We start from the raw sequence: 22,846 nt of genomic DNA, 5'->3' as shown, positions 1-22,846 counted from the left end.
AATTGAGCACTAAACGTATTGCCGTTACCCCAGGCGAACCCGCAGGTATTGGCCCCGATTTAGTCGTACAACTCGCTCAGCAGGCTTGGCCTGCTGAGTTAGTCGTTTGTGCGGATCCAGAATTATTAACCAGCCGTGCTAAACGACTCGGTTTGCAAGTGACTTTCCGTCCTTACCAGCCAAATCAAGCGCCTAAACCGCAAGAAGCGGGCACATTAACCATTGCCCCCTTCAAGCTAGTGAGCGAATCGATTTGCGGTCAGCTCGATGAGCAAAACAGCACTTATGTAGTTGAAACCTTGCGTTATGCGGGCGAGAAAAACATGAGCGGCGAGTTTGATGCTGTCGTGACAGGTCCGGTACACAAAGGCATTATCAATCAAGCGGGTATTTCCTTTAGTGGCCACACTGAGTTTTTTGCCCATCAAGCAAATTGCCCCGATGTGGTGATGATGCTGGCAACGCCGGGATTGCAAGTGGCACTCGTGACCACACATATTCCACTGGCCTATGTTGCAAAAGCGATAACGCGTCAACGCCTACAGCATATTATCAAGATTTTACATGCCGATCTCATCAGCAAATTTGGCATAGTTTCACCGAAGATTTATGTTTGCGGCCTTAATCCACACGCAGGTGAAGATGGCCATTTAGGGCGTGAAGAAATCGACGTGATTATTCCTGCACTCAACGAGTTGCGAGAAGAGTTCCAGATGAATATTGTCGGCCCATTACCGGCCGATACCCTGTTCCAACCTAAATATTTACAGGACGCCGATGTCGTCTTGGCCATGTACCATGACCAAGGACTTCCCGTTCTCAAGTCACAAGGATTTGGCAAATCGGTAAACATCACCTTAGGTTTACCCTATATTCGTACCTCGGTTGACCATGGTACGGCGCTCGATCTCGCGGGTACAGGCAAAGCCGATATTGGCAGCTTTGTGTGTGCTCTGAATAAAGCCATTGAGTTATCCTCAAAGAACTAAACGATTACATTATTAATGAGCAACAAAGTACATTTAGGCCACACGGCCAGAAAGCGTTTCGGACAAAACTTCCTTACCGACGGCAATGTGATTGACCGCATTGTGGGCGCAATAGCCCCCGATAATCACCATGTGATGGTCGAGATCGGCCCTGGCCTTGGTGCCTTAACCGAACCCGTAGCCGAAGCTGTAGATAACCTGACCGTCGTCGAACTTGACCGCGATCTAGTTGAACGCTTACATCATCACCCAGTCCTTAAAGATAAACTGACCATTCACCAAGGTGATGCACTGCAGTTTGATTTTGGTCAACTGAGTGTGCCTGGCAAAAAGATGAAAGTGTTTGGTAACTTACCTTACAACATTTCAACGCCGCTGATGTTCCACCTGTTCGAATTTGCCGAACAGATTGAAACCATGCACTTTATGCTGCAAAAAGAAGTGGTACTGCGTTTATCGGCAAGCCCAGGCTGTAAAGCCTATGGCCGTTTAACGGTAATGGCGCAATACTTCTGCCAAGTGGTTCCGGTTCTTGAAGTGCCGCCCCACAGCTTTACGCCCGCGCCTAAGGTCGACTCAGCAGTCGTACGCTTATTGCCATACGCTGTAAAGCCGTTCCCTTGCAAAGATGTGACCGTACTACGTCATCTTTGTACTACGGCGTTCAACATGCGTCGTAAGACTCTGCGTAATAACTTGAAGCACATGTTATCTGACGATGAGTTCGAGCAATTAGGGATTGACTCAAGTCAACGCCCAGAGCAGATTAGCGTGCAACAGTATGTTGCTATGGCTAACATGGTTTGCGATAAGAAAGCATAAATATGTCTGGGCACTTAGGTGCCCTTTAACCAGAGCCTAGGAACAAGAATGAGCGCATTGGACACCTCCATTCGGGTTGAAGTTAAAACTGAATATATAGAGCAGCAGTCCTCGCCCGAGGATGAAAAATACCTCTTCAGCTATACCATCACTATCATCAATTTAGGTGAGCAGGCGGCTAAACTCGAAACCCGTCACTGGATAATCACAGATGCCAATGGCAATACCAGTGAAGTTCAAGGCGCCGGAGTTGTCGGTGAAACACCAACCATAGCGCCAAATACCGCCTATCAATACACCAGTGGCACAGTGCTCGATACACCCCTTGGCATAATGCATGGCACTTATGGTATGGTCAGCGAATCGGGTGAGCATTTCCAAGCGACGATCCGTCCCTTCCGTTTAGCGACCCCAGGCTTACTACATTAATATCGTTAGGAAAGGGGTACTGTGGCGCATTATTTTGTTGGTGATATTCAAGGCTGTTTCGCTGAATTACAAAAATTACTCGCTAAGGTCGATTTTAATCCCTCCCGTGATGAACTCTGGGCTGTAGGTGATCTTGTTGCTCGCGGACCAGATTCCTTAGCTACACTACGTTTTTTTCGTTCTTTAGGTGATTCCGCTAAAACGGTTTTAGGCAATCACGATCTCCACTTAATGGCGTTACACGGCAAGCTCAAACGCGCTAAGCCCAGCGATAATTTAACTGAAATTCTTGAATCGCCCGATATTTCAGCCTCAATTGACTGGCTGAGACAGCAACCCCTAATGCGTGAATTACCCGAACACCAACTCATCATGAGTCATGCGGGTGTGCCACCGCAGTGGTCGCTTGAAGTATTAAGAGAAGAAGCCGCACTCGTCAGTTGCGCACTCAAACAAGATGATTATCTTGAGGCACTGATAGCCCAAATGTATTCGGATAGTGCCGAACAATGGGACCCAAGTGCAATTGGCATAGAGCGCCTACGTTACTGCATCAACGCATTAACACGCATGCGCTACCTCTATATCGATAGCCGACTCGATTTTGATTGTAAACAACCTCCTGAAAACTGTACTAATCCACAACTCAAACCTTGGTTTGAGTTTGCTTCGCCCCTGCGCCAAAGCCACACCTTGGTTTTCGGCCATTGGGCAGCACTGATGGGCAATGTTGGCGATAGTAAATTAAAGGCTTTAGATACAGGTTGTTGCTGGGGGGAACACTTAACCCTATGGCATCTTGAAAAAGACCAAAAAATTACGCAAAAAAAGTTAAAAAAGAGTTAAACTAAAACAGCTTAAAGTCGATAACAGACTGAGCCGCCTAACCCTGAAATCGCCCTGTTTTCATTTGGAAAAATATAATAAAAATCGGAGTATCCTATGAAATTTAACGTAGCCACCAGAGTGATTGGCGGATTTGGTATTGTCACGCTTTTGCTCGTGGTGCTAGGATTTACATCCTACCTCACCAACAACAGCCTAAAAGCAAGCTCGGCGATGATGCAAGAATTAAGCTTGCCCGCGCTTAAGTCGACCAATCACCTCAGTGAAACATTGAGTGAGCAACAAAGACAAATCCTGATTGCCTATCACACGCCTAAATCGGCCAATATTCCCAGTATTCGCAAAGTGTTCGATGATCATGGAACTCAGTTCAAAAACGAAATAGCTAACATCACCCAATTAGTCAAAAGCCAGCCAGAGCTCACCTCATTAATCAGCCAATTAAGCGGTAGTTTCTCAAGCTTTGAACGAGACAGCCTTGCTATGATCGCCGAACGTGAAGCTTCATTAAGCAAGCAAGAACAGTTAGTTAATCTAAAGAAAAAACTCGAAAATGCCGCCGATGATGCCTCATCGGAACTGCTTGATATTGTTGATTTAGAAAGCAGTCAAAATCCCGATGAGCAGAGTCTGGCCGCGTCAGCCAGCGCGATTGATACTAGCCTCGGGAATATCATCACCACTATCGCAGACTTAGTGACCAATGAAGAAGACAGTAAGCACGAACTGATCTCTAAAGAACTTGACTACATTATCAGCGAAACCAAAAACAAACTTGAATATGTGAATCGTCACGGTCAAGGTATCGTCGATGCGGATACCTTAAGTTCAGTCACTAAAGATATTGAAAAAGTTTTAGCGCTTGTTACTGGCCCGCAATCTATGTTGCAGCTGAAATCGAGCCAGCTTTCCCATTCTAAAGAAGCCGTGGTCAAACTCGGTATTATCGAAAAAGACGTGAAAGTTATTAATTCCAACATGGATGATGTGAGTAATAACATCGAACTTGTTGCCGCCAACATGAGTAACGACACCATAGCTAAGATTGACTCTGCTAGCATACAAACAATGATTGTGGTGTTAGTTGCCATTATTGTCGCTGTCATTGTGAGTTTTGCTGTAGTGAACCCGCTCAAACGCTCACTCAGCCAAGTGAACAATGCCCTTAACGTCTTAGCCTCAGGCAACCTTACCCATAAGCTGGATGACTCTGGACACGATGAATTTGCAGAGCTGGCGAAAAACTGCAACCGTCTCGTCGATAGCTTACGCAGTTTGATTATCGGTATCTTGGATAGATCGAACCAACTGGCTGCAGCAGCTGAACAAACGTCGGCAATCACAGCGCAAACAACCTCCGGCATTCAAGAGCAAAAAAGCCAAGTGGACCAAGTGGCCACTGCAACCACAGAACTGAGTTCTAGCGCGCAACAAGTGTCGTTAAGTGCCGATCAAGCCCTTGAGCAAATCAAGCAAGCCGACCAAGAAACTCAGCATATGCGAGCCATTGCCGAAGAGAACAAACTGACTATTTTGGCTTTAGCCGATGAAGTCGCCAAGGCAGGCGTTGTGATCAATAAAGTGCAGTCTGATAGCGCCTCAATTGGCTCAATTTTGGATGTGATCCGTGGCATTGCAGAGCAGACTAACCTACTCGCCCTTAACGCCGCCATTGAAGCTGCTAGAGCCGGTGAACAAGGTCGTGGTTTTGCGGTAGTTGCCGATGAAGTCCGTAGCTTAGCCTCACGTACTCAAGTATCGACCCGAGAGATCCAACAGATGATCGAAGTGTTGCAACAAGGTGCAGAGCAAGCCGTTGCCGCCATGGATATGGGACGTGCTCAGGCAAATGCCTGTGTTGAAAAAACTGAGCAAGCCAACATTGCCCTCGAAACCATTAGCCAGTCTGTGCATAAGGCCTATGACTCAGGCACTCATATCGCCCATGCTGCTCAAGAGCAGAATTTAGTGAGTCAGCAAGTGTCTGAGAAACTGGAGCATATTGCTGCCATTTCAGAAGAAACCGCTATCGGCGCAGATCAAACGGCTCAGTCTAGCCATCAAGTCGCCAAACTAGCTGAAGAGCTTCAAGCCTCAGTTGGTGAATTTAGAGTCTAAATGTTAATTGCTAAAATCTTCTAAACCAAGGGTCGCTTAGCGGCCCTTTCTTTTGGGCCTAATTTACTTTCCCTATCATACCAATCACTCGCTCTGACCGACTTAGTGCAAATTAGGGCCATAAAAAATGCCGAACTTAAGTTCGGCATTTTTTCTGATTCAAGACAAGGCGTTTAATGCAAAGCGCTTAATTCTAGGCTCTTAAGGCTAATGGCTTAAACCCGTTGCTTAATACTCGTCAATTAAAATCACTAAGCTGCAAATAGAGCTAAACTGCCGCTAGTTCGGTGCAACGAGTCCAGCTCAGCGAGTCCAGCTCAGCAATTACTCTTCTTCGCCGCCCGCAGCAGCGCCAAGACGCTCTTTCACTGCAGCAGTGATAGGGCTATCACCATGACCGTTTGCTTCTGCCCAAGCTTGGATAGTCATACCATCGGCTTCAGCGACACTCAGTTCCGTCACCGACAAACGTTTAGCCACAAACTCACCTGCATCGTTAGCACTCGCGCCGTAAGCGGCACGTAATAGACTTGCGCCATCGCAACTGATGCCACTGTAAATCTGACGTAGCTTAACGCGGCTTTCTTTTAATTTTTTACGTAGGCGGTTTTTATCGTTAGCTTTTACGTAATCGCAAATACTCGCGACGAGTGGATCAACGCCCGCAACAGCAGGGGTTGGTACAGTGATATAGCTCAATCCAATTAACGCAGCCAAGGCTACAGGCATAAGACGCATCCGATACTCCTTAATACTTTCTTATAGTTTTATTATCAATTTTGTATGGGCTGCATCTCGTCTCTAAAGGGTATTGACCTCTTGGCTTTAGCTCTCGTTCGAAATCTAGGATAACGAAATAGGCTATCTCTTCTTTCCGTGAAAACTAAATGTCCGATATGATGCAATACGTTAGATAAAATGACGCCCTATACACACAGGGTACACAACAGAGGCTGCAATTTAACATTTTTTTACCAAATTGATAAAGCGATATTCCAAACCATCCGCATTTATACTAGACAAAGATTCCGTTTCTTTCCAAGTTCCGTCATCCCAATGGGGGAAAAATGTATCGCCCTCAACCTCTAGCTTGATTTGCGTCAAATATAAGGTATCTGCGTAAGGTAATAACTCGGCATAAAGCTGTCCGCCACCAATCACCACTAACTCTTCACACTCGCCGGCGGCTTGTTTGGCTGCATCAAAGGAGGTTACACAGGTCACTCCCTCAATGACGAGATCCGTTTGACGTGAAATCACTATGTTATGTCGGCCAGGAAGGGGTCTACCAATGGACTCAAAGGTCTTACGCCCCATCACCACAGGCTTACCTAGGGTCATGGCTTTAAAGTGACGTAGATCTTCTGGAAGATGCCATGGCATTTTATTCTCTTTTCCGATGACTCGATTGTTTGCCATCGCGGCTATCATAGCAATGCGCATGCTCACTCCTGTTTTATTGAAATAGAATTATTGAATAACGGGGCGGGTTCTGAAATACAACAAGCTCGGCATGGCCAACCCCACAGCTAACGCCCCGAGAATAAAGACGGTTTTGAGGCCATTACTAATCACTTGTGCCGTCAGTTCAGGGCTTACCTGAGACTGGGCAGTCAGTTGCACTAAGGCAATGACGGTATTAAAGGCATAAGTGCCAGGGATCATAGGTATAATAGCAGCGACAGCATACATTAAAGGTGGCGCTAAATGGCGTTTTCCAAACCCTATAGTAATAATCCCAACGATTGCAGCTGCGGCAAATGTGGCCCACTCAATCGGTAAACCAAACTGTAGCATTAAGGTACGCGAGCTATGACCAATGGCTCCCGCTAAGGCGCAATAGGGAAGAAATCGTTTAGGAACATTAAACACCATAGCAAATCCCACGGCGGGAATTGCTGAGAAAAAAGCATCGTGCAGCAGCGTTATCAGTAATTCCATCATAGGAAAATCCCGCCGATCTGCATCGCAATCGTAATGCCTATCACAGAAGAAACAGTCAGCAAGGTCGCATGGCCCCAACGGGAGATGCCGACATTCATATGCCCTTTCACCATGTCGGAAATCGCATTGATCATCGGAAAACCCGGCACCAGCATTAGCACACTCGCGGCCATAGCAGCCTTAGGCGTTTCACTCAATGCAAACACATAGCCAGTTTGAGCCAACATACTGGTGACAAAAGCCGTGACGGCAAAGTTAACCAATAAATTAAAATGCCGCTTAGCAATCGCTAAACGTACCGACATGCCCACAGCTGCGGCAAAAAAGGTAATCACACACGAGATAAGATCACCATTAAACAGGTGACAAAAACTGGCACAAGACAGGCCAATCATGAAGACTACTAAACTCGGTGGATAGGTTTTAGGCTCAATCCGCGCCAAACGTTTACGGACTTCGTTGGGGCCATACAGACCTTTTTCAGCTAATAAACAGATGCGTTGTAATTCACAAACTATGGTCATATTAATGCCATGCTCACGAATACGACGAGTCGTAGTGATACAGCGACCATGAACTAAACTGGTTAATACGAGGGAATTGGAGGAAATAGAGAGCTCTACGCTGGCAAGGCCTAAAGCCTGACCTAGACGCTGGCTGATTTCTTCAACTAAATCAGATTCTGCGCCGTAGGCCAGTAGCAGTTGTGCAGCACGCACAACTTGCCGAGTAATATCATTTTGAGTATCTGCGTACACGGAACTCTCAAAATTAAGACGGTAAGATTATCTCTGGTAAATAACTTCTACGTCGTAGTCGTCATCATCAAAGTCGTCGTCATCATCTTCATCAACATAGTCTTCATTCACAGAATCTAAGTTAGCTTGATGATAATTATCCCACTTGAACTCGACTTCACTGTCTGGGTCGATTTCATTGTCTTCTGGTGGCAGGCTCGCAATATAATCGAGGAGCTTTAATGCCAACTCATTAGTGCCGTCGCGGTTGTAGGCAGAAATAGTGTAAACGTCGCCTTCCCAACCCATTTCTTTAACGATGCGATCAACCTTTTGTTGCAGCTCTTCTTCAAGCAGCAAATCGGTTTTGTTAAAGACTAACCAACGTGGCTTGCTTGCCAGTTTTGGAGAGTATTTCTCAAGCTCACCAACGATAGCGCGCGCAGACTCAACCGGATCGGTTCCGTCAATAGGCTCAATGTCGATGATGTGCAGTAGAATACGACAACGCTCAAGATGCTTTAAGAAACGAATACCTAAACCCGCACCATCGGCAGCGCCTTCGATAAGACCTGGAATATCCGCGATCACAAAGCTTTGACCAGGACGTGGATTAACCACACCTAAGTTAGGCACTAGTGTTGTAAACGGATAATCAGCCACTTTAGGCGTTGCACGGGAAACCGCACGAATGAATGTCGACTTACCTGCGTTAGGCATGCCAAGCAAACCAACGTCAGCCAACAGTAACAACTCTAATTTAAGGCTACGAACTTCACCAGGTGTTCCTAACGTCTTTTGACGTGGGGCACGGTTAGTACTGCTCTTAAAACGGGTGTTACCTAAACCATGGAAACCACCTTTGGCAACCAATAGCTTTTGACCGTGGGTCGTTAAATCCCCAAGGACTTCTTCAGTATCATGATCGACCGCGCGAGTACCAACAGGAACTTTTAAGATCAGATCTTTACCGCTGTGACCGGTACAATCACGGCCACGACCATTTTCGCCACGTTCAGCCATGTGAAAACGTTCAAAACGGAACTCGATCAAGGTGTTGAAGTTTTCGTCAGCTTGCAGAAAAACACTGCCGCCGTCGCCACCATCACCACCATCAGGACCACCATCAGGTACATACTTTTCGCGCCTAAAGCTAACACAACCGCTACCGCCGTCGCCTGCTTCGACCCTAATTACTGCCTCATCGACAAACTTCATACTTACTCCTGGCACCACTGAATGAAGCAATTATACCGTCTAACTTCATTGGTCGCCAAAAAACTCGAGATACTTTGCTCCCAATCTTACCTGTCAATGCTCATTCTTGGTAATCATTTACCAACTCAAGCATCTACACGGCGTAAATAGAAGCACAAAAAACAGAAAGCCCCACCAATGGCGGGGCTTTAACAGTATAAGCTAGGTTCGAAAATTAAGCTTCGATGCTAATAAACTTACGGTTATTAGCGCCTTTAACTTCGAATTTCACTTTACCGTCAGTCAGAGCAAACAGAGTATGGTCACGACCAATACCTACGTTTACACCAGCGTGGAATTTAGTACCACGTTGACGAACGATAATGTTACCAGCTAGAACTGATTCACCGCCAAAGCGCTTAACACCTAGACGTTTACTTTCTGAATCGCGGCCGTTACGAGTAGAACCGCCAGCTTTTTTATGTGCCATGAGTTAGACTCCTATTATGCGTTGATAGCAGTAATTTTAACTTCAGTGAACCACTGACGGTGGCCCATTTTCTTGTCGTGATGCTTACGACGACGGAACTTAACGATAGTTACTTTATCGCCACGACCGTGACTTACAACTTCAGCAACGACTTTACCGCCAGCTACTAAAGGAGCACCAACATGCACTGTTTCGCCATCAGCGATCAAAAGAACTTGATCGAATTCGATAGTTTCGCCAGTTGCAACTTCTAACTTTTCTAAACGAACAGTGTGGCCTTCGGCTACACGGTGTTGTTTACCACCACTTTGAAAAACAGCGTACATAGCTATTTTACTCCAATTCCTAACACGCGGGCTCATTCTTGGATGAGGCAGGGTGCTATAAAAACTTTATTGACAATGGGCGCGGAGTTTACGCGAAGAATCTAACTCTGGCAAGCCCTAATTAGGAAAGAATAAAAAAAGACCGGATTAACTCTCACATTAGTTGAGCTAGTGCTGTCATATGTCAGAATTTTAGGTAAAATTCATTTCATTATAACACGTGAGCCTAAACAGGGGCCGGTACGTAATGACCCCACAACCAGAGTCTACTATGGATTTAAACGCTATTCGTCAACTGGCTGACACTGATATGCAAGCAGTCAATCAGCTGATATATAAACAGCTTGAATCAGATGTCGCCCTAATTAATCAATTAGGTTTTTACATTATTAATGGTGGTGGTAAACGTCTTCGTCCTCTGCTGTCGGTATTAGCCGCACGTGCGGTGAGCTACGAAGGCGAAGCGCATCTTAAGCTAGCGGCGATTATTGAGTTTATCCATACAGCCTCATTGCTCCACGATGATGTAGTTGATGAATCGACATTGCGCCGCGGACGAGAAACCGCCAACGCACTGTTCGGCAATAGCGCCAGCGTGCTGGTCGGGGATTTTCTTTATACCCGTTCATTCCAGATGATGACTGAACTCGACAGCATGAAAGTGCTCAGAGTGTTAGCGGATACCACGAACGTGTTGGCCGAGGGCGAAGTCTTACAACTGATGAATTGCAACGATCCTGACACCACAGAAGAAAGCTATATGCGGGTCATTTATTGCAAAACCGCTAAGTTGTTTGAAGCGGCCACCCTGCTTGCGGGCGTGTTAGCAGGTGCGACGCCAGAGCAAGAAACCGCCTTAGGTAACTATGGTAAATACCTTGGTACCGCCTTCCAGCTTACCGACGATTTACTCGACTATACCGCCGACAGTGATGAGCTAGGCAAGAACATAGGTGATGATCTTGCTGAAGGTAAACCAACTCTGCCACTCATCTATGCCATTGCCCATGGCACAGACGAAGAGAAACACCTCATACGTCAAGCAATTGAGCAAGGCGATGGTACACAGGCCATAGATAAAATCGTGGCAGCACTGCACCATTGCGGCGCGTTAAACTACACCCAGCAAAAAGCGATTGAAGAATCAGAGAAAGCCATCGAGGCATTATCGATTCTGCCCGATAGCGACTACAAGCAAGCCTTAGTTGCGCTTGCTAAAATTTCGGTCGACCGTAATCATTGATCACTCGCTAATTCATTTTTAGCCCAAAGAAAAGGTCTTACTCAGTAAGACCTTTTTTATTGCCTCAAACCCGCAATCCTAAGATTAAACCTGCCAGCGGATCGGCGCTTCGCCCCGCTCAAGTAATAATTGATTCACTTGAGAAAAATGCCCACAGCCAAAAAAACCCCGATAAGCCGATAAAGGTGAAGGATGCGGCCCAGTGAGCACTTGATGTTGCGGTGCGTTAATCACTTGACCTTTTTTGATGGCATGACTGCCCCAAAGCACGAAGATAATCGGCTGAGTCTGGCGATTTAATAATTCCAGTGCGGCAGCAGTAAAGACTTCCCAACCCGCTTTGGCATGGGAGTGCGCCTTGCCTTGCTCAACGGTCAGCACCGTATTGAGCATTAAGATCCCCTGCTCCGTCCATGCGGATAAATCCCCGTGGGATGGAATGGTAAAGCCATCAATATCTGTCGCTAATTCCTTGTACATATTGGCTAAGGAAGGCGGCGGTTTAATACCGCGTTTGACCGAAAAGCATAAACCATGGGCTTGATCTGGGCCGTGATAGGGATCTTGGCCAATCAATACCACTTTAACCTTTTCAAGCGGAGTCATAGTAAAAGCATTAAAAACATCGGCTTCGGGGGGATAAACCACTTTCCCAGCCCTACGTTCATTGTCTACAAATGCACTTAGTTGCTGAAAATAAGGCAAAGCCCTTTGCTCATCGATAAATGTTTGCCATGTCACCTGAGTCACGATTTTACTTCCTCAATCCTATTATCGGGTTAGCTTAAAAGCCCTGCTGTAGAATGGCAAGTTCGAAGGTTATGCTTGTCGATAAGTGATACGGCTATATTTGCAGTGTTTCGCTTTAAGACTTTCAATTTAAAACATTCGAATTTAAATGCTATAGTGCGCCCATTCTCGCACTGTCTAATACGCCATGATGATCCAACATTCTGATAAATTGATACAACGACATCAAACGGGTTTCACCTTAATAGAGCTTGTGGTGGTCATCATAGTGCTCGGTATTTTAGCGGTAGTGGCCCTGCCAAAATTTATCAATGTGCAGCAAGATGCGCAAATCGCTACAGTCAAAGCCGCTGGCGGTGGCTTTAAGTCAGCCATCAATCTGGCGCGCTCCGTTTGGGCGGTAAAAGTGGGCTCAGGTCCAAAAGAAGACTTACCCGTATTTGGCACGGCGCAATCTGAACAAGTGGATTTCAACGCCTTCGGCTGGCCTGCACAGCACTATATCTTTGGTAATGAAACCTCACCGTCGCTTGATAATGTCGAAGACTGTATCTCGGTATGGGAAGTATTATTCCAAAATACCCAACCGAGTGTCTCGCGCTTAAATGTTGATACGACAGAAACCGACTACAAAGCCAGCTATACCAATCCTGGCAAGTGCACTTATTTCTATCGAACAAACGACAAACTCTCGATCAGTTATGACTCCCAAACTGGAGTCGTCATTACCGACACAGATCCCAATAGTTAATGCCTGACGATTCCTTCTTACGTCAATTAAGTTAGAATCGAACTTTAATCTGTTACTTTTTAGAGTGAACGCCATGACCGACACGAGCAACACCACCATTTACGAACTTGCCGATCAGTTTATTGCCTTAGCCAATCAGCTAAGCCAACAAGAAGCAGATGTAGGTAAAGTGGGCACAGCACTCCGTTTTGCCGCGGCACGTTTTAACGCCTTCGAAGCCGCGATTAAATCAGCGGATCTCGGCGCCGAGAAAGAAAGTGCATTAGAATGGTTTAGCAGTGAATTCAAAGAAATGCTGAGTGACAACTTAGACGATCACATCGCGAATCCGCCGATTATCCAAGAAGCGGTGGCAGAACAAGCCGACAATTCAGTGCAAATGTTTAAAGGCTAAGCACGCCCTTCATGCATAGCGAAAACATAAAAAACGCCATCGATTGATGGCGTTTTTGTTTGTTGAAACAGATGACCTGCAATAAATAATTAAAGCGTATATACCACGCGGATCGCCAGCAGTATCAATACCACGCCAGACAACTTATCAATTAACCCAGCCTTTTCCCGTAACTTAGGCAACACGCTTGAGTGGGACAACAACAAAGCAATAAGCGTATACCAAAGACCATCGACCACTAATGGGGTAAAAACGATTAAGGCTTTGGCTGTCATGCTGTCGGCCACCATCACGAATTGGCTGAATAATGCGAGGAAAAATAGCATGATTTTAGGATTGAATAAGGAAATGGCGATACCATCACGGGCTGCGGTCAAGGTATCTGTCGCCTCCCCTGCGGCCAATTTAGCTTGCATACCGCCCTTGGAACGCAGCGCCTGAACTCCCATCCAAGCCAGATACAAAGCACCGAGAATCGCAATGCCATTAAAGACTAAGGGCGCCTTTTTAAGTACGACGGCTAAGCCAAGTAACGTCACCAGCGCATAAATCCCAATGCCTATTGAATGTGCCCACGCACACACTATGCCCTTGCCCCGTCCACCGCCTAAGGTATGGCGCACCACCATAGCTAAACTTGGGCCCGGCGACATAGCCCCCAAACAACAAATAGCCAATAAACCTAACCAAGTACTAAAACTCATTGAACACACCTTACGCCGAATAAAAAGGCCCCTTTGATGTAGATAAACTCTAGGGCCTTAAACTTGCTTGCTATTCTAGCATCGCGCCATTAAGGCGTTAACGCTAATCAATCCGTTTGTTGATAAATTAACGGCTATTTAGGCTGATAAAAAGCGCGGATATCCTTCACTAACTGAGTTAAGGATTCGGGCTCAACGTACATCATGTGCCCCGCTTTATAGTAATGCATACTCACACGACTATTATCTATGCCGTTATCGGCAAAGGTATTTTCGGTGGCAAAAAATGGTGTCGCAAAGTCAAAGTAACCGTTGCCGACAAAAATCCGCAGATCTTTGTTCTCACGCTGCGCTTGACCAAGATAAGGCGCAACGTTGACATAGTGCATCTGCTTGCCACTGATATTCCAATTCCAACTCCGGTTCACATCAACGGAGAGAACGTTGAAAGGACGGGATAAGGTCACGCCCAAATCGTCATACAGATATTGATGCATGGCGGCCGTATAAGCGCCATCAATCCCATAACCTGATGGATCATCGTCGGTTGAGTCGCCGCCACTGTCGTAGTCTTTACCTGTGTAGCGACTGTCTAAGCGTCCTATCGTCAAATCTTGATCTCTGAGCAGCTCCTTAGTGTATCGACTGGCGCTCACGCGCAAATTAACACGATCTAAATAGTGCTCATTTAAACCCGTAAAACGCGCCAAGCTTTGACGTACAGCTTGATATGCCTCGGGGGTTAAGCGGCTGCCTTGCAACAACGCGAGGGAATAATCTTTGATCGCAAATTGGCGCGCCTCCTCAATAAAGACCTCCAGCCCCAAGGCTTTATCCGCAGCGCTGACTTTATTATGGTAAAAAGCCGTTGCCGCCATCGTCGGTAAAAAACCAATGTATGGCAGGTTGTTACCCGGCTGGTAGCGGGCATGACTAAAATCGAGAATGGATGAAATCAGCATAATTCCATTGACCGAAATGTCAGTCCAACCGCCCTGCAATTCATTCACAAGTGCTGCCGCGCGGGTAGTACCGTAACTCTCGCCGGCCAAATATTTAGGGGAGTTCCAACGTTTATGCTCAATCAACCAGCGGCGAATAAACTCGGCAATCGACTGGGCATCTTCTTTCACGCCCCAAAAATCCGCACCTTTTTTATCGCCTAAGGCGCGGCTAAAGCCAGTACCTACGGGATCGATGAACACGAGATCGGACTCATCAAGCATAGAGTAATCGTTTGATTCAATACGATAAGGTGCTGCGCCATCGTCCTTTGCATCCGGCACCACCACACGTTTAGGACCAAATAAGCCCATGTGCAACCAGAGCGATGCCGAGCCCGGACCGCCGTTAAAAATAAAGGTTACGGGGCGTGTGCTGCTGTCTTTAACATCGTCACGTAAATAGGTAATAGAGAAAATACTCGCCAGCGGTTCGTCTTTATCATCCTTTAAAATAGTCTCGCCACTTATCGCTTGATAACTGACTTTTTGCCCTTGAATCGTCATCTTATGCTCGGTTTTAACCACCTCAGGGACAAGCTTGTCGGCTTTATCTTCGGCCTTTTTGGCGGGTTCGGCATAGCTCAGGCTCGAGCAGAATACGATCAACGGCAACACGAATAATGACCAAAGCGGCCTAGCCGACGAGCGTCGACGCGATAGTAAAGGTGTCATCTTATTTCCTTTTATTTTTGTTATAGCGGTAACTATCATCTTGCCCAGCTTACAAAGACTCCACAGCAGGCGCAAAACACAATTGCAACTGAATGCGTCAAAGGGCAGCTCAAATGAAATCCCATAAATTCATGCTGCTTTAAGCCGTTAACCGCTAAGATAAGCACGAATCTAAGTCTGTATTCCTAAGCCTCAATGTTTAATAAAGGCACGCCATTCTCCAGCAGGAAGTTTTATGAGCACTATTACTCTGATCAGTATTATCATTCTTTGTCTATTAATCGGCGCTATCTTGCTGCTGATTTGGCAAAGACAAAAAGGAAAAACCATACCGCTGGCGGTGATATTTGTACTGGGATTTTTCGCCTTAGGACTTGGCGCTATTATTGGATTTGTGCATAAAGGCGAGGATTATCAAGCCTATCAAAAACTGCAATGGCACACCTTAGCACCCGAGCAAATTGCGCCTCTGGTTGCCCAAGGCTATACCGTATTTGTCGATATTACTTCAGATTGGTGCACCATCTGCCAAACCAATAAAGCCGAAGTCACCCACAGGGAACAAATTGTGAATGCCTTAATGGCAGACAACATTATCCTGATGCAAGGCAACTGGAGTGAGGCCAACAAAACGATTGAAAGCTATATGCGCCATGAAGGTGTACCTGGTACGCCCTACAATAAAATCTACGGTCCAAGCGCACCCAATGGCATTCTTTTGCCGTCAAAACTCAGTATGAGTGATGTGCTGAATGGCCTTGCTGCCGCACAAACGAATCGTAGCTAACGGAAAAATAACCAATAAAAAAGGCTGCACTGCAGCCTTTTTGCTCACTTCACTTCAAATCTATAAAAGCCAAATTTCTTGAAAGGTGGGTTAGAAATCGCTTCTATAAATTGGCTTACTCATTAAAAACGGTAATTTACACGGCCATAGTAGAAGCCACCGTTGTAATCGAATGGCCCACTTTCATAGTAAACGCCACCAAGTTCACCTAAGGTTCCGTCTTTCAGCTTTTGCGCTTTTTGGTCGAATAGGTTATTTGCCCCTACCGCCAATGTTAAACCATCAAATAACTCATAGCTCACTTCCAGATCTATGGTGACTGCAGCATCGGCCATTTCAGAACCCCAATCAGAGGTATCGTCAGCATGAGTCGCATAGTACTCACCGAAGTAGTTACCACGCAGTGACATGCTTAATTGATCCCATGACTGCGCCCAGCTTAAGGTTGCACGATGCGCTGGAATACCATCTTCTAAACGGCGAACTTTACCTTCATCAGTGGTTTCTGGATCGAATTTATCAACGCTGGTATCGGTCCAACCATAGGCGAGACTGAATTTAGCATTACCCGACAGAATTTCCGCATCATAGGAGGCGACGATATCGATACCTTGAGTGGTAGTATCAAAGTCGTTAGTGTAATAACTCACGCCTTGGATCAACTCAGGGAACTCAACGCCCGCTGCACGCAGCGCATCATAGTCTTTAGCTTCAACATCAATCTTACTCGACTGCGCAATACGACCCTCTACACCAATGTTGTAATAATCGACCGTTAAGAAAAAGTTTTCGTATTCATATACAGCACCTAATGCATAGCTTATTGACTCTTCAGGCTTTAACACTTCCCCGCCATAAAATGCCGCAAGTGGATCGGTGGGTGGCGCAATAAACGTCTGGATCAGTTCACCATCGATAATTGATGTCTGCGTGTTGACGACGTTTTCTTGACCCACGGTTGGCGCACGGAAACCTGTGCTGTGTGACGCGCGGAACGACAACTCATCCGTTGCGGAATACTGCAATGTCAGTTTGTAATTTAACGTATCACCAAAGGTCGAAAAGTCTTCGTAACGCAGTGCTAAACCGACTAACCAGTCATCACTTAAATAGGCTTCTAGATCAGTATAAATACCGATATTGTGGCGAGAGTTTTTACCCGCAGATTCTGGGCCAAAGCCTTTAAATCCGTGCGCACCAATATTGAAACCTTGGTTAGCATAAGGGCCAGCAATCCACGAGGCTTCATCACCTTGAGATATCTCAAACGACTCATTACGCCATTCAAAACCAGAAGCAAAGCTAATGTCTTCGATGCCGCCTATAGTAATGAAACGCGAGAAGTCTAAGTTAACTGTGGTTTCAACTTGCTCATAGGCACCCGTATCGAAATCAGTCGGCGTGTCTAATCCCAATGATGGATTTAAAGAGTTTTTAAGGCCAAAGCTGGCTTTGTTACTGCCCGTACCGGCACTGAAATCATAATTCCACTCGCCGATATCACCTTTTACACCAGCGAAGAAAGACATATCTTCAATGGTGCCGGTGAACTGCGGCGTATAGCCACCAGGAAATATCTGGTTCATGGCAAAGCAATTTGGATCGGCAACCATCGCCTTGTAAGCATCAGTATCGAGTACGTTGCCGTCACTTCCATCAGCATTTTTAGGGATAGGCACAGCCGCACAAGTCGACTGAACACCATTAACCGCGCCCACGAGTAAATTCTGACCATCGTCATTGGAATACACGTTGCTACGATTTTGCGGGTAACGATAATAAAAACCACCTACGGCATCGCGGGATGACAGGTTACCAAAGGCATAGGCATGCATATTGGCATTAATGTCTAAGCCTGAGTTGATGAACACTGAGTAGTCATCATTGATTTCAGGATTACCCCATACTTGAGCGGGGTCATTAATCGCAGTATTACCCTGCTCTGCTAAGTTAGCCGCATCGGGACGCTGCACACTTCGACTTGTTGCATCCGCATTTTTATACTGGAAGCTTAAGTTAACGAAGCCATTATCTGTCAGCGGTAAACCAACATCGCCTTCGACTGTGGTCGTAGCACCGTCACCCTCGTAATATTCACCTTGGGTCACTGTGATGGAGCCACCATCGGAATTATCTTTTAAGACAAAGTTCATGACCCCTGCAATCGCATCAGAGCCGTATTGCGCCGCAGCGCCGTCACGCAGCACTTCGACTTGCTTCAATGCAGAACCAGGAATAACTGAAATATCTGGGCCTTGAGCACCATCGTTAATGCCGCCGCCTTGGAACGCAATCACAGCTGCGCGGTGACGACGCTTACCATTGACTAACACTAAGGTACTGTCGGAAGGCAAACCTCGTAAGTTAACGGGACGCACTAAGGTTGCCGCATCACTAATGGGTTGAGCGCGCGAGTTAAACGAAGGTACCGATGTCACTAACATATCAATCATGTCAGTCGAACCATTCTTTTTAAGGTCGTCACTACTAATAATATCAATTGGAACTGGGGAATCGCCGATTGAGCGTGGTGCCGCACGTGAACCAACAACCGCAATCTTTTCCACGCCTTCATTTTTAACAGCAGCGTCTTCTTCCTCAGCCATGGCTTGCGGGCTAATGAAGCTACCAGACAAAGCTAATGTAATCGCCAAACTGACTGCACTTAATCCAAACTTCTGCTTCTTTGAGGTCATCATATTCATCCCAACTGCTTATTATTTTTTTAGAATACCTGACCTGCTTTATGCGATTCTCATCCCTAAACCTTGCAACTACGGTCAATACAAAGTTATTTTTACATAACAAGAACATTTTTATAACATAAATAAGACAATATCCAATGTTAAATCAGACTTTTGAATGAATATTAGTCATTTCTCTTTTAGATCAGTTTGTTATAGGTAAATATTTTTTAAGGTACTGCATTGGGTAAAAATGCATTTCAGAGTGCTAAAAATGTGATCCAAAATGTCACCATAAAGAGGTAATTACTCAATAGTTCAATCAAAAACACGATATATCGCGTCATACGACTTAAGGTATACTCAGGCAATACCGCCTAAACCTGAGTACCACAGATGACAAATGAGATTTCGGTCAATAATGAAAAATCGGTAGATAAGCATTTCTTACCGGAAAACCAGTTACTGCTTAACGCTGTCAGTGAAGGTATTTATGGATTTGATTTAAGCGGTAATGCGGTGTTTATCAATCCAGCGGCAGAACGCATGACAGGTTGGAAGAATGAAGAGTTACTGGGCAAAAATATCCATAACTGCCATCACCACAGCCATGCAGATGGTAGCCATTATCCCCAAGAAGATTGCCCGATTTACAACACCTTAAAGGATGGTATTACCCGAGAAATCACCCATGATGTGTTCTGGCGTAAAGATGGCAGCAGCTTCCCCGTATATTACAGTTCCACCCCCGTTTACCGTGATAATGAACTGATTGGCGTAGTCGCGATATTTCGCGACATTAGTATTCAAAAGCAAACAGAGCAGTCATTACGCCAAGCATTGGCGCAAGTGCAAGCGCTCTCGGAGCGACTCGCCTCGGAGAATCATTACCTGCAGGCTGAACTTGCTGACAAAACGGGTGATGTGGATATTTCGGGCGCCAGTAGCGTGATCCGCCACATGATCCAGCAATTGCATATGGTGGCTAATACCGACAGTACTGTGCTCATTTGTGGTGAAAATGGCACAGGAAAAGAGCTCGTTGCCCGTAACTTACATCAACTCAGTCGCCGCAAAGACAAGCCGATGATCAGCGTCAACTGCGCCGCATTTTCGGCATCTTTGTTAGAAAGTGAACTTTTTGGTCACGAGAAAGGCGCATTCACCGGTGCCACCAGTCGCCGTAAAGGCCGCTTCGAACTTGCTCACCAAGGCACGCTGTTCCTCGATGAAGTGGCAGAACTCAGTTTAGAAGCCCAATCAAAACTACTGCGGGTCATCCAAGAGCAATTCTTCGAACGCCTCGGAGGCAGCGAAACCATACAAGTGGATATTCGCTTGGTCGCCGCCAGTCACCACGACTTACTCAAGCGGGTCGAGCAGGGATTATTTCGGATGGATCTCTATTACCGCTTGAATGTATTCCCTATTCAAGTGCCACCACTGCGCGCGAGGATCGAAGATATCCCCGAACTCGTCAGCCATATACTGCACAGTTTGAATCGTAAGTTAGGCAAAAAAATCCGCGGTGTGAGCCAAAAAGGGCTGCAAAAACTCATGGCTTACACATGGCCGGGCAATGTGCGCGAATTGCAAAATATCCTCGAGCGCGAAGCCATTTTATCCCAAGGCGATATTCTGCAGATCCATGCGATGCCGAGTAACAACCCCTTAGCTCAAGCCCAAGGCCAAACCTTAGCGGAAGCGGAAGCCTTGCATATAGAACAGACCCTTAAACGTTTAAACTGGCGAATATCCGGTCCACTCGGCGCGGCGAATGTGCTAGGCGTTCCGGCAAGTACGCTGAGATCGCGGATGAAAAAACTGGGGATCCAACGTCAATCGAGTGAAATATAACTCTAACCACACAAGCTAAAAACGCGATATATCGCCAATGTGTGATATATCGTGACTACCACTTAGCTCGCATCATAAAATAACCATATATATCATAAGGTTGAATCAGTTAAAACTTGGCCTAGCGCTTGCTATAGGGAGGCGAATCTTATTTAAGCCGTTAGGACCCTTTATGCCCAAGAGCGAAGTTACCCCCAATTCTCCAAGTGTGAATAAGAGTGTGAACGCGAAACCTTCCTCAGTCGAGCTGCACATTCCGATTAAAATCCTCTCCAGCGAAACTGCAACTGGGAGCAATACGCCCTCTGGCAACATCCATTTTCGTGAGCAGAAAGGTGATTTTCAGCGCCTGCGAACCATGATGAATAGCCTGCTGATCGTGTTGTTTTTCGCCTTGCCGTTTATCTCAATCGATGGCCGCCAAGCGATATTGTTAGATATCAGCCAGCAACAGTTTTTCTTCTTTGGCATCACGCTCTGGCCGCAGGACTTTACCCTACTTGCATGGATTTTTATCGCCGCCGCCTTCGGTCTATTTTTTATCACCGTGTTCTGGGGCCGTGTTTGGTGCGGTTATCTTTGCCCACAAACGGCGTGGACCTTTATCTATGTGTGGATAGAAACGCGCATCGAAGGCAGCAGCAACAAACGCAAGCAACTCGACAAAGCGTCCTGGTCTGGCAGCAAAATCGGTAAAAGAAGCACCAAGCACTTACTTTGGGGTCTCGCCGCCCTGCTCACTGGCTGTGGTTTTATCAGCTATTTTATTCCCGCCCGCGAACTCTATATGGACATATTGACGGGCAATGCTAGCTTTTGGGTGACAAGCTGGGTCTGGTTTTTCGCCATTTGTACTTATCTGAATGCGGGCTGGATGCGCGAGCAAATGTGTCTACATTGCTGTCCCTATTCACGTTTCCAAGCTGTAATGTTCGATGCCAACACTAAAACCGTGACCTATGATGCACAGCGCGGTGAATCCCGCGGCCCACGTAAACGTAAGCAAGAAACCAATCTCAGAGAGAGTAATCTTGGTGATTGTGTTGACTGTAATTTATGTGTCGAAGTGTGCCCAACAGGAATAGATATTCGTAACGGCTTGCAATATGAGTGCATCAACTGCGGTGCCTGTGTCGATGCTTGTAATGAAACCATGTTGAAATTCGATTATAAACCGAACCTTATCGGCTACATGAGTGAGAATGATCTTAAGGGAGTCAGCTACTCCTATTGGCGCTCGCCGCGATTCTTAGGCTACGGCGCAGCGGTCGTGATCATGCTGATAGTGATAGGTTTAGATTTAAATAGCCGCAGCGAAATCCAGCTTAACGTGATCCGAGACCGTCAAAGCCTGTACCGCGAAACGGCTGACAATAAGATTGAAAATACCTATCAGCTGAAGATCCGCAACAAAACGCAGGACACTAAGCAGTATCAACTCGCTGTTGACAGTGAAATGCCCTTCAGCTTGATTGCCGATCCTATTATTACCTTGGCTGCGGGCGAACAAGTGGACTATCCCGTCACAGTATTAGCCGATAAGGATGCCATCCCCTCGGGGCGCAAAATGATCCAATTCTCGGTGACGGATGTGAAACAGCCAAGCCAGCAAGTGAGTCAAGAAACTGGATTCTTCAGTCCCTAGGCTTTTAGCGGTTAATATCGGTAACCGTCTACATTAACCGCTAAATCGGCGCTTGGGGAATCAACCTAAGCGCCGTTCTAAATCAAACACTCATCCTCAAAGGACAGTGTATTTCTTGCGATATCTTTAGTGCTTCTTCGTCCAATAAAATCCAATCTTAGGCATCTAATCAGCAGTGGCTGCAATCCATCTGTTATTCGACGTTACGCAAAATATGCTTAAGCAAGTTGAATTCTTATAAACATACCCATTACAAAATCTCGAATGATCTCCACTCACGCACTTTTAGTGCTTTATCGATGATACGATAATTACGCTATCCTTAACGCCTGAGTTTTAGAGTAAAAATACTATTTGTTACATAAAGATACCGTTATTGGCATAGCGATGTTTTTCGCGATAAGCATTGACCTCTAGTGCTAACACCCTCTAATCTAAACACCTGTTTAACTCCAGA

General features: G+C 46.1%; 22 protein-coding genes. 11 read left to right on the top strand and 11 right to left on the bottom strand.

The annotated features are described in order from the left end of the window. Positions 1 to 2: 2 nt before the first annotated feature. The 5 genes from pdxA to AC5YB3_RS16715 all read left to right on the top strand — a co-directional run bounded on the left by pdxA (position 3) and on the right by AC5YB3_RS16715 (position 5,204). Complete coding sequence (gene pdxA, locus AC5YB3_RS16735; protein ID WP_011846028.1) at positions 3 to 989, top strand: 4-hydroxythreonine-4-phosphate dehydrogenase PdxA; 987 nt, start codon at positions 3 to 5, stop codon at positions 987 to 989. A gap of 15 nt (positions 990 to 1,004) precedes the next feature. After that, complete coding sequence (gene rsmA / locus AC5YB3_RS16730; protein WP_006085825.1) at positions 1,005 to 1,811, top strand: 16S rRNA (adenine(1518)-N(6)/adenine(1519)-N(6))-dimethyltransferase RsmA; 807 nt, start codon at positions 1,005 to 1,007, stop codon at positions 1,809 to 1,811. Between the two features lie 48 nt (positions 1,812 to 1,859). Then, positions 1,860 to 2,240, top strand: coding sequence for a Co2+/Mg2+ efflux facilitator ApaG/CorD (apaG, locus tag AC5YB3_RS16725; protein ID WP_006080538.1), 381 nt, complete (start codon positions 1,860 to 1,862; stop codon positions 2,238 to 2,240). A gap of 21 nt (positions 2,241 to 2,261) precedes the next feature. Further along, positions 2,262 to 3,086: a symmetrical bis(5'-nucleosyl)-tetraphosphatase gene (locus AC5YB3_RS16720; protein ID WP_494525767.1), complete on the top strand. Its 825-nt coding sequence runs from the start codon at positions 2,262 to 2,264 to the stop codon at positions 3,084 to 3,086. A gap of 96 nt (positions 3,087 to 3,182) precedes the next feature. After that, complete coding sequence (locus tag AC5YB3_RS16715; protein ID WP_494525766.1) at positions 3,183 to 5,204, top strand: methyl-accepting chemotaxis protein; 2,022 nt, start codon at positions 3,183 to 3,185, stop codon at positions 5,202 to 5,204. A gap of 324 nt (positions 5,205 to 5,528) precedes the next feature. Here AC5YB3_RS16715 and AC5YB3_RS16710 read toward each other — a convergent pair whose 3' ends face one another. From AC5YB3_RS16710 to rplU, 7 genes are all read right to left on the bottom strand, one after another. After that, positions 5,529 to 5,942, bottom strand: coding sequence for a DUF3718 domain-containing protein (locus AC5YB3_RS16710; RefSeq protein ID WP_006085829.1), 414 nt, complete (start codon positions 5,940 to 5,942; stop codon positions 5,529 to 5,531). Between the two features lie 222 nt (positions 5,943 to 6,164). Continuing rightward, positions 6,165 to 6,647: a type 3 dihydrofolate reductase gene (gene folA, locus AC5YB3_RS16705; protein WP_006085830.1), complete on the bottom strand. Its 483-nt coding sequence runs from the start codon at positions 6,645 to 6,647 to the stop codon at positions 6,165 to 6,167. A gap of 27 nt (positions 6,648 to 6,674) precedes the next feature. Continuing rightward, positions 6,675 to 7,148, bottom strand: coding sequence for a threonine/serine exporter family protein (locus tag AC5YB3_RS16700; RefSeq protein WP_006080531.1), 474 nt, complete (start codon positions 7,146 to 7,148; stop codon positions 6,675 to 6,677). Further along, positions 7,145 to 7,906, bottom strand: coding sequence for a threonine/serine exporter family protein (locus AC5YB3_RS16695; protein ID WP_107402474.1), 762 nt, complete (start codon positions 7,904 to 7,906; stop codon positions 7,145 to 7,147). The genes AC5YB3_RS16700 and AC5YB3_RS16695 overlap by 4 nt, the downstream gene beginning before the upstream one ends. 27 nt (positions 7,907 to 7,933) lie before the next feature. Beyond that, positions 7,934 to 9,103, bottom strand: a complete 1,170-nt coding sequence (gene cgtA / locus AC5YB3_RS16690; protein WP_006080528.1) for an Obg family GTPase CgtA — start codon at positions 9,101 to 9,103, stop codon at positions 7,934 to 7,936. 214 nt (positions 9,104 to 9,317) lie between these two features. Continuing rightward, positions 9,318 to 9,572, bottom strand: coding sequence for a 50S ribosomal protein L27 (gene rpmA, locus AC5YB3_RS16685; RefSeq protein WP_006080527.1), 255 nt, complete (start codon positions 9,570 to 9,572; stop codon positions 9,318 to 9,320). Positions 9,573 to 9,586: 14 nt separating this feature from the next. After that, on the bottom strand, positions 9,587 to 9,898 hold the full coding sequence (gene rplU / locus AC5YB3_RS16680; RefSeq protein ID WP_006080526.1) for a 50S ribosomal protein L21: 312 nt from the start codon (positions 9,896 to 9,898) through the stop codon (positions 9,587 to 9,589). Between the two features lie 271 nt (positions 9,899 to 10,169). On the opposite strand from rplU, the gene ispB reads away from it, so the two are divergent. Further along, the gene (ispB, locus tag AC5YB3_RS16675) at positions 10,170 to 11,141 is read left to right on the top strand and encodes an octaprenyl diphosphate synthase (RefSeq protein WP_037391117.1); all 972 of its coding nucleotides are present in this window, start codon (positions 10,170 to 10,172) and stop codon (positions 11,139 to 11,141) included. A gap of 84 nt (positions 11,142 to 11,225) precedes the next feature. On the opposite strand, the gene ung is transcribed toward ispB, so the two are convergent. Continuing rightward, the gene (gene ung / locus AC5YB3_RS16670; RefSeq protein ID WP_494525765.1) at positions 11,226 to 11,891 is read right to left on the bottom strand and encodes a uracil-DNA glycosylase; all 666 of its coding nucleotides are present in this window, start codon (positions 11,889 to 11,891) and stop codon (positions 11,226 to 11,228) included. 187 nt (positions 11,892 to 12,078) lie between these two features. Here ung and AC5YB3_RS16665 point away from each other — a divergent pair, with 187 nt between their 5' ends. Together AC5YB3_RS16665 and AC5YB3_RS16660 are read left to right on the top strand one after the other, a co-directional pair. Beyond that, the gene (locus AC5YB3_RS16665) at positions 12,079 to 12,642 is read left to right on the top strand and encodes a pilus assembly FimT family protein (RefSeq protein ID WP_494525764.1); all 564 of its coding nucleotides are present in this window, start codon (positions 12,079 to 12,081) and stop codon (positions 12,640 to 12,642) included. 73 nt (positions 12,643 to 12,715) lie between these two features. After that, the gene (locus tag AC5YB3_RS16660) at positions 12,716 to 13,036 is read left to right on the top strand and encodes a DUF3144 domain-containing protein (protein WP_494525763.1); all 321 of its coding nucleotides are present in this window, start codon (positions 12,716 to 12,718) and stop codon (positions 13,034 to 13,036) included. 89 nt (positions 13,037 to 13,125) lie between these two features. Here AC5YB3_RS16660 and AC5YB3_RS16655 read toward each other — a convergent pair whose 3' ends face one another. Both AC5YB3_RS16655 and AC5YB3_RS16650 read right to left on the bottom strand, forming a co-directional pair. Beyond that, the gene (locus AC5YB3_RS16655; protein WP_006085833.1) at positions 13,126 to 13,740 is read right to left on the bottom strand and encodes a LysE family translocator; all 615 of its coding nucleotides are present in this window, start codon (positions 13,738 to 13,740) and stop codon (positions 13,126 to 13,128) included. Positions 13,741 to 13,874: 134 nt separating this feature from the next. Continuing rightward, positions 13,875 to 15,416 (bottom strand): S10 family peptidase, encoded by a 1,542-nt coding sequence (locus AC5YB3_RS16650; protein WP_494525762.1) that lies wholly within the window; start codon positions 15,414 to 15,416, stop codon positions 13,875 to 13,877. A 235-nt stretch (positions 15,417 to 15,651) separates the two neighbouring features. Here AC5YB3_RS16650 and AC5YB3_RS16645 point away from each other — a divergent pair, with 235 nt between their 5' ends. Beyond that, positions 15,652 to 16,203 carry a thioredoxin family protein gene (locus AC5YB3_RS16645; RefSeq protein WP_300477487.1) on the top strand — a complete coding sequence of 184 codons (552 nt, stop codon included), beginning with the start codon at positions 15,652 to 15,654 and terminating at the stop codon, positions 16,201 to 16,203. 122 nt (positions 16,204 to 16,325) lie between these two features. On the opposite strand, the gene AC5YB3_RS16640 is transcribed toward AC5YB3_RS16645, so the two are convergent. Beyond that, positions 16,326 to 18,902: a TonB-dependent receptor plug domain-containing protein gene (locus AC5YB3_RS16640; RefSeq protein ID WP_259520784.1), complete on the bottom strand. Its 2,577-nt coding sequence runs from the start codon at positions 18,900 to 18,902 to the stop codon at positions 16,326 to 16,328. Between the two features lie 381 nt (positions 18,903 to 19,283). Between AC5YB3_RS16640 and AC5YB3_RS16635 the strand changes: the two genes are divergently transcribed. Then, positions 19,284 to 20,744 (top strand): sigma-54 interaction domain-containing protein, encoded by a 1,461-nt coding sequence (locus AC5YB3_RS16635; protein ID WP_494525761.1) that lies wholly within the window; start codon positions 19,284 to 19,286, stop codon positions 20,742 to 20,744. A 172-nt stretch (positions 20,745 to 20,916) separates the two neighbouring features. Beyond that, positions 20,917 to 22,389 carry a cytochrome c oxidase accessory protein CcoG gene (ccoG, locus tag AC5YB3_RS16630; RefSeq protein WP_063883729.1) on the top strand — a complete coding sequence of 491 codons (1,473 nt, stop codon included), beginning with the start codon at positions 20,917 to 20,919 and terminating at the stop codon, positions 22,387 to 22,389. Positions 22,390 to 22,846: the final 457 nt, after the last annotated feature.

The organism is Shewanella sp. 1311, from assembly GCF_059338235.1.
Note: the sequence above shows the minus strand (reverse complement) of the source record. Positions and strands in the feature narration are given on the sequence as shown.

Bases quoted from the DNA above. Each gene is read 5' to 3' on its own strand.
- rsmA (WP_006085825.1), top strand. From the start codon at position 1,005: ATGAGCAACAAAGTACATTTAGGCCACACGGCCAGAAAGCGTTTCGGA.
- apaG (WP_006080538.1), top strand. From the start codon at position 1,860: ATGAGCGCATTGGACACCTCCATTCGGGTTGAAGTTAAAACTGAATAT.
- AC5YB3_RS16715 (WP_494525766.1), top strand. From the start codon at position 3,183: ATGAAATTTAACGTAGCCACCAGAGTGATTGGCGGATTTGGTATTGTC.
- AC5YB3_RS16710 (WP_006085829.1), bottom strand. From the start codon at position 5,942: ATGCGTCTTATGCCTGTAGCCTTGGCTGCGTTAATTGGATTGAGCTAT.
- folA (WP_006085830.1), bottom strand. From the start codon at position 6,647: ATGCGCATTGCTATGATAGCCGCGATGGCAAACAATCGAGTCATCGGA.
- AC5YB3_RS16700 (WP_006080531.1), bottom strand. From the start codon at position 7,148: ATGATGGAATTACTGATAACGCTGCTGCACGATGCTTTTTTCTCAGCA.
- cgtA (WP_006080528.1), bottom strand. From the start codon at position 9,103: ATGAAGTTTGTCGATGAGGCAGTAATTAGGGTCGAAGCAGGCGACGGC.
- rpmA (WP_006080527.1), bottom strand. From the start codon at position 9,572: ATGGCACATAAAAAAGCTGGCGGTTCTACTCGTAACGGCCGCGATTCA.
- rplU (WP_006080526.1), bottom strand. From the start codon at position 9,898: ATGTACGCTGTTTTTCAAAGTGGTGGTAAACAACACCGTGTAGCCGAA.
- ispB (WP_037391117.1), top strand. From the start codon at position 10,170: ATGGATTTAAACGCTATTCGTCAACTGGCTGACACTGATATGCAAGCA.
- AC5YB3_RS16665 (WP_494525764.1), top strand. From the start codon at position 12,079: ATGATGATCCAACATTCTGATAAATTGATACAACGACATCAAACGGGT.
- AC5YB3_RS16660 (WP_494525763.1), top strand. From the start codon at position 12,716: ATGACCGACACGAGCAACACCACCATTTACGAACTTGCCGATCAGTTT.
- AC5YB3_RS16655 (WP_006085833.1), bottom strand. From the start codon at position 13,740: ATGAGTTTTAGTACTTGGTTAGGTTTATTGGCTATTTGTTGTTTGGGG.
- AC5YB3_RS16650 (WP_494525762.1), bottom strand. From the start codon at position 15,416: ATGACACCTTTACTATCGCGTCGACGCTCGTCGGCTAGGCCGCTTTGG.
- AC5YB3_RS16645 (WP_300477487.1), top strand. From the start codon at position 15,652: ATGAGCACTATTACTCTGATCAGTATTATCATTCTTTGTCTATTAATC.
- AC5YB3_RS16640 (WP_259520784.1), bottom strand. From the start codon at position 18,902: ATGATGACCTCAAAGAAGCAGAAGTTTGGATTAAGTGCAGTCAGTTTG.
- AC5YB3_RS16635 (WP_494525761.1), top strand. From the start codon at position 19,284: ATGACAAATGAGATTTCGGTCAATAATGAAAAATCGGTAGATAAGCAT.
- ccoG (WP_063883729.1), top strand. From the start codon at position 20,917: ATGCCCAAGAGCGAAGTTACCCCCAATTCTCCAAGTGTGAATAAGAGT.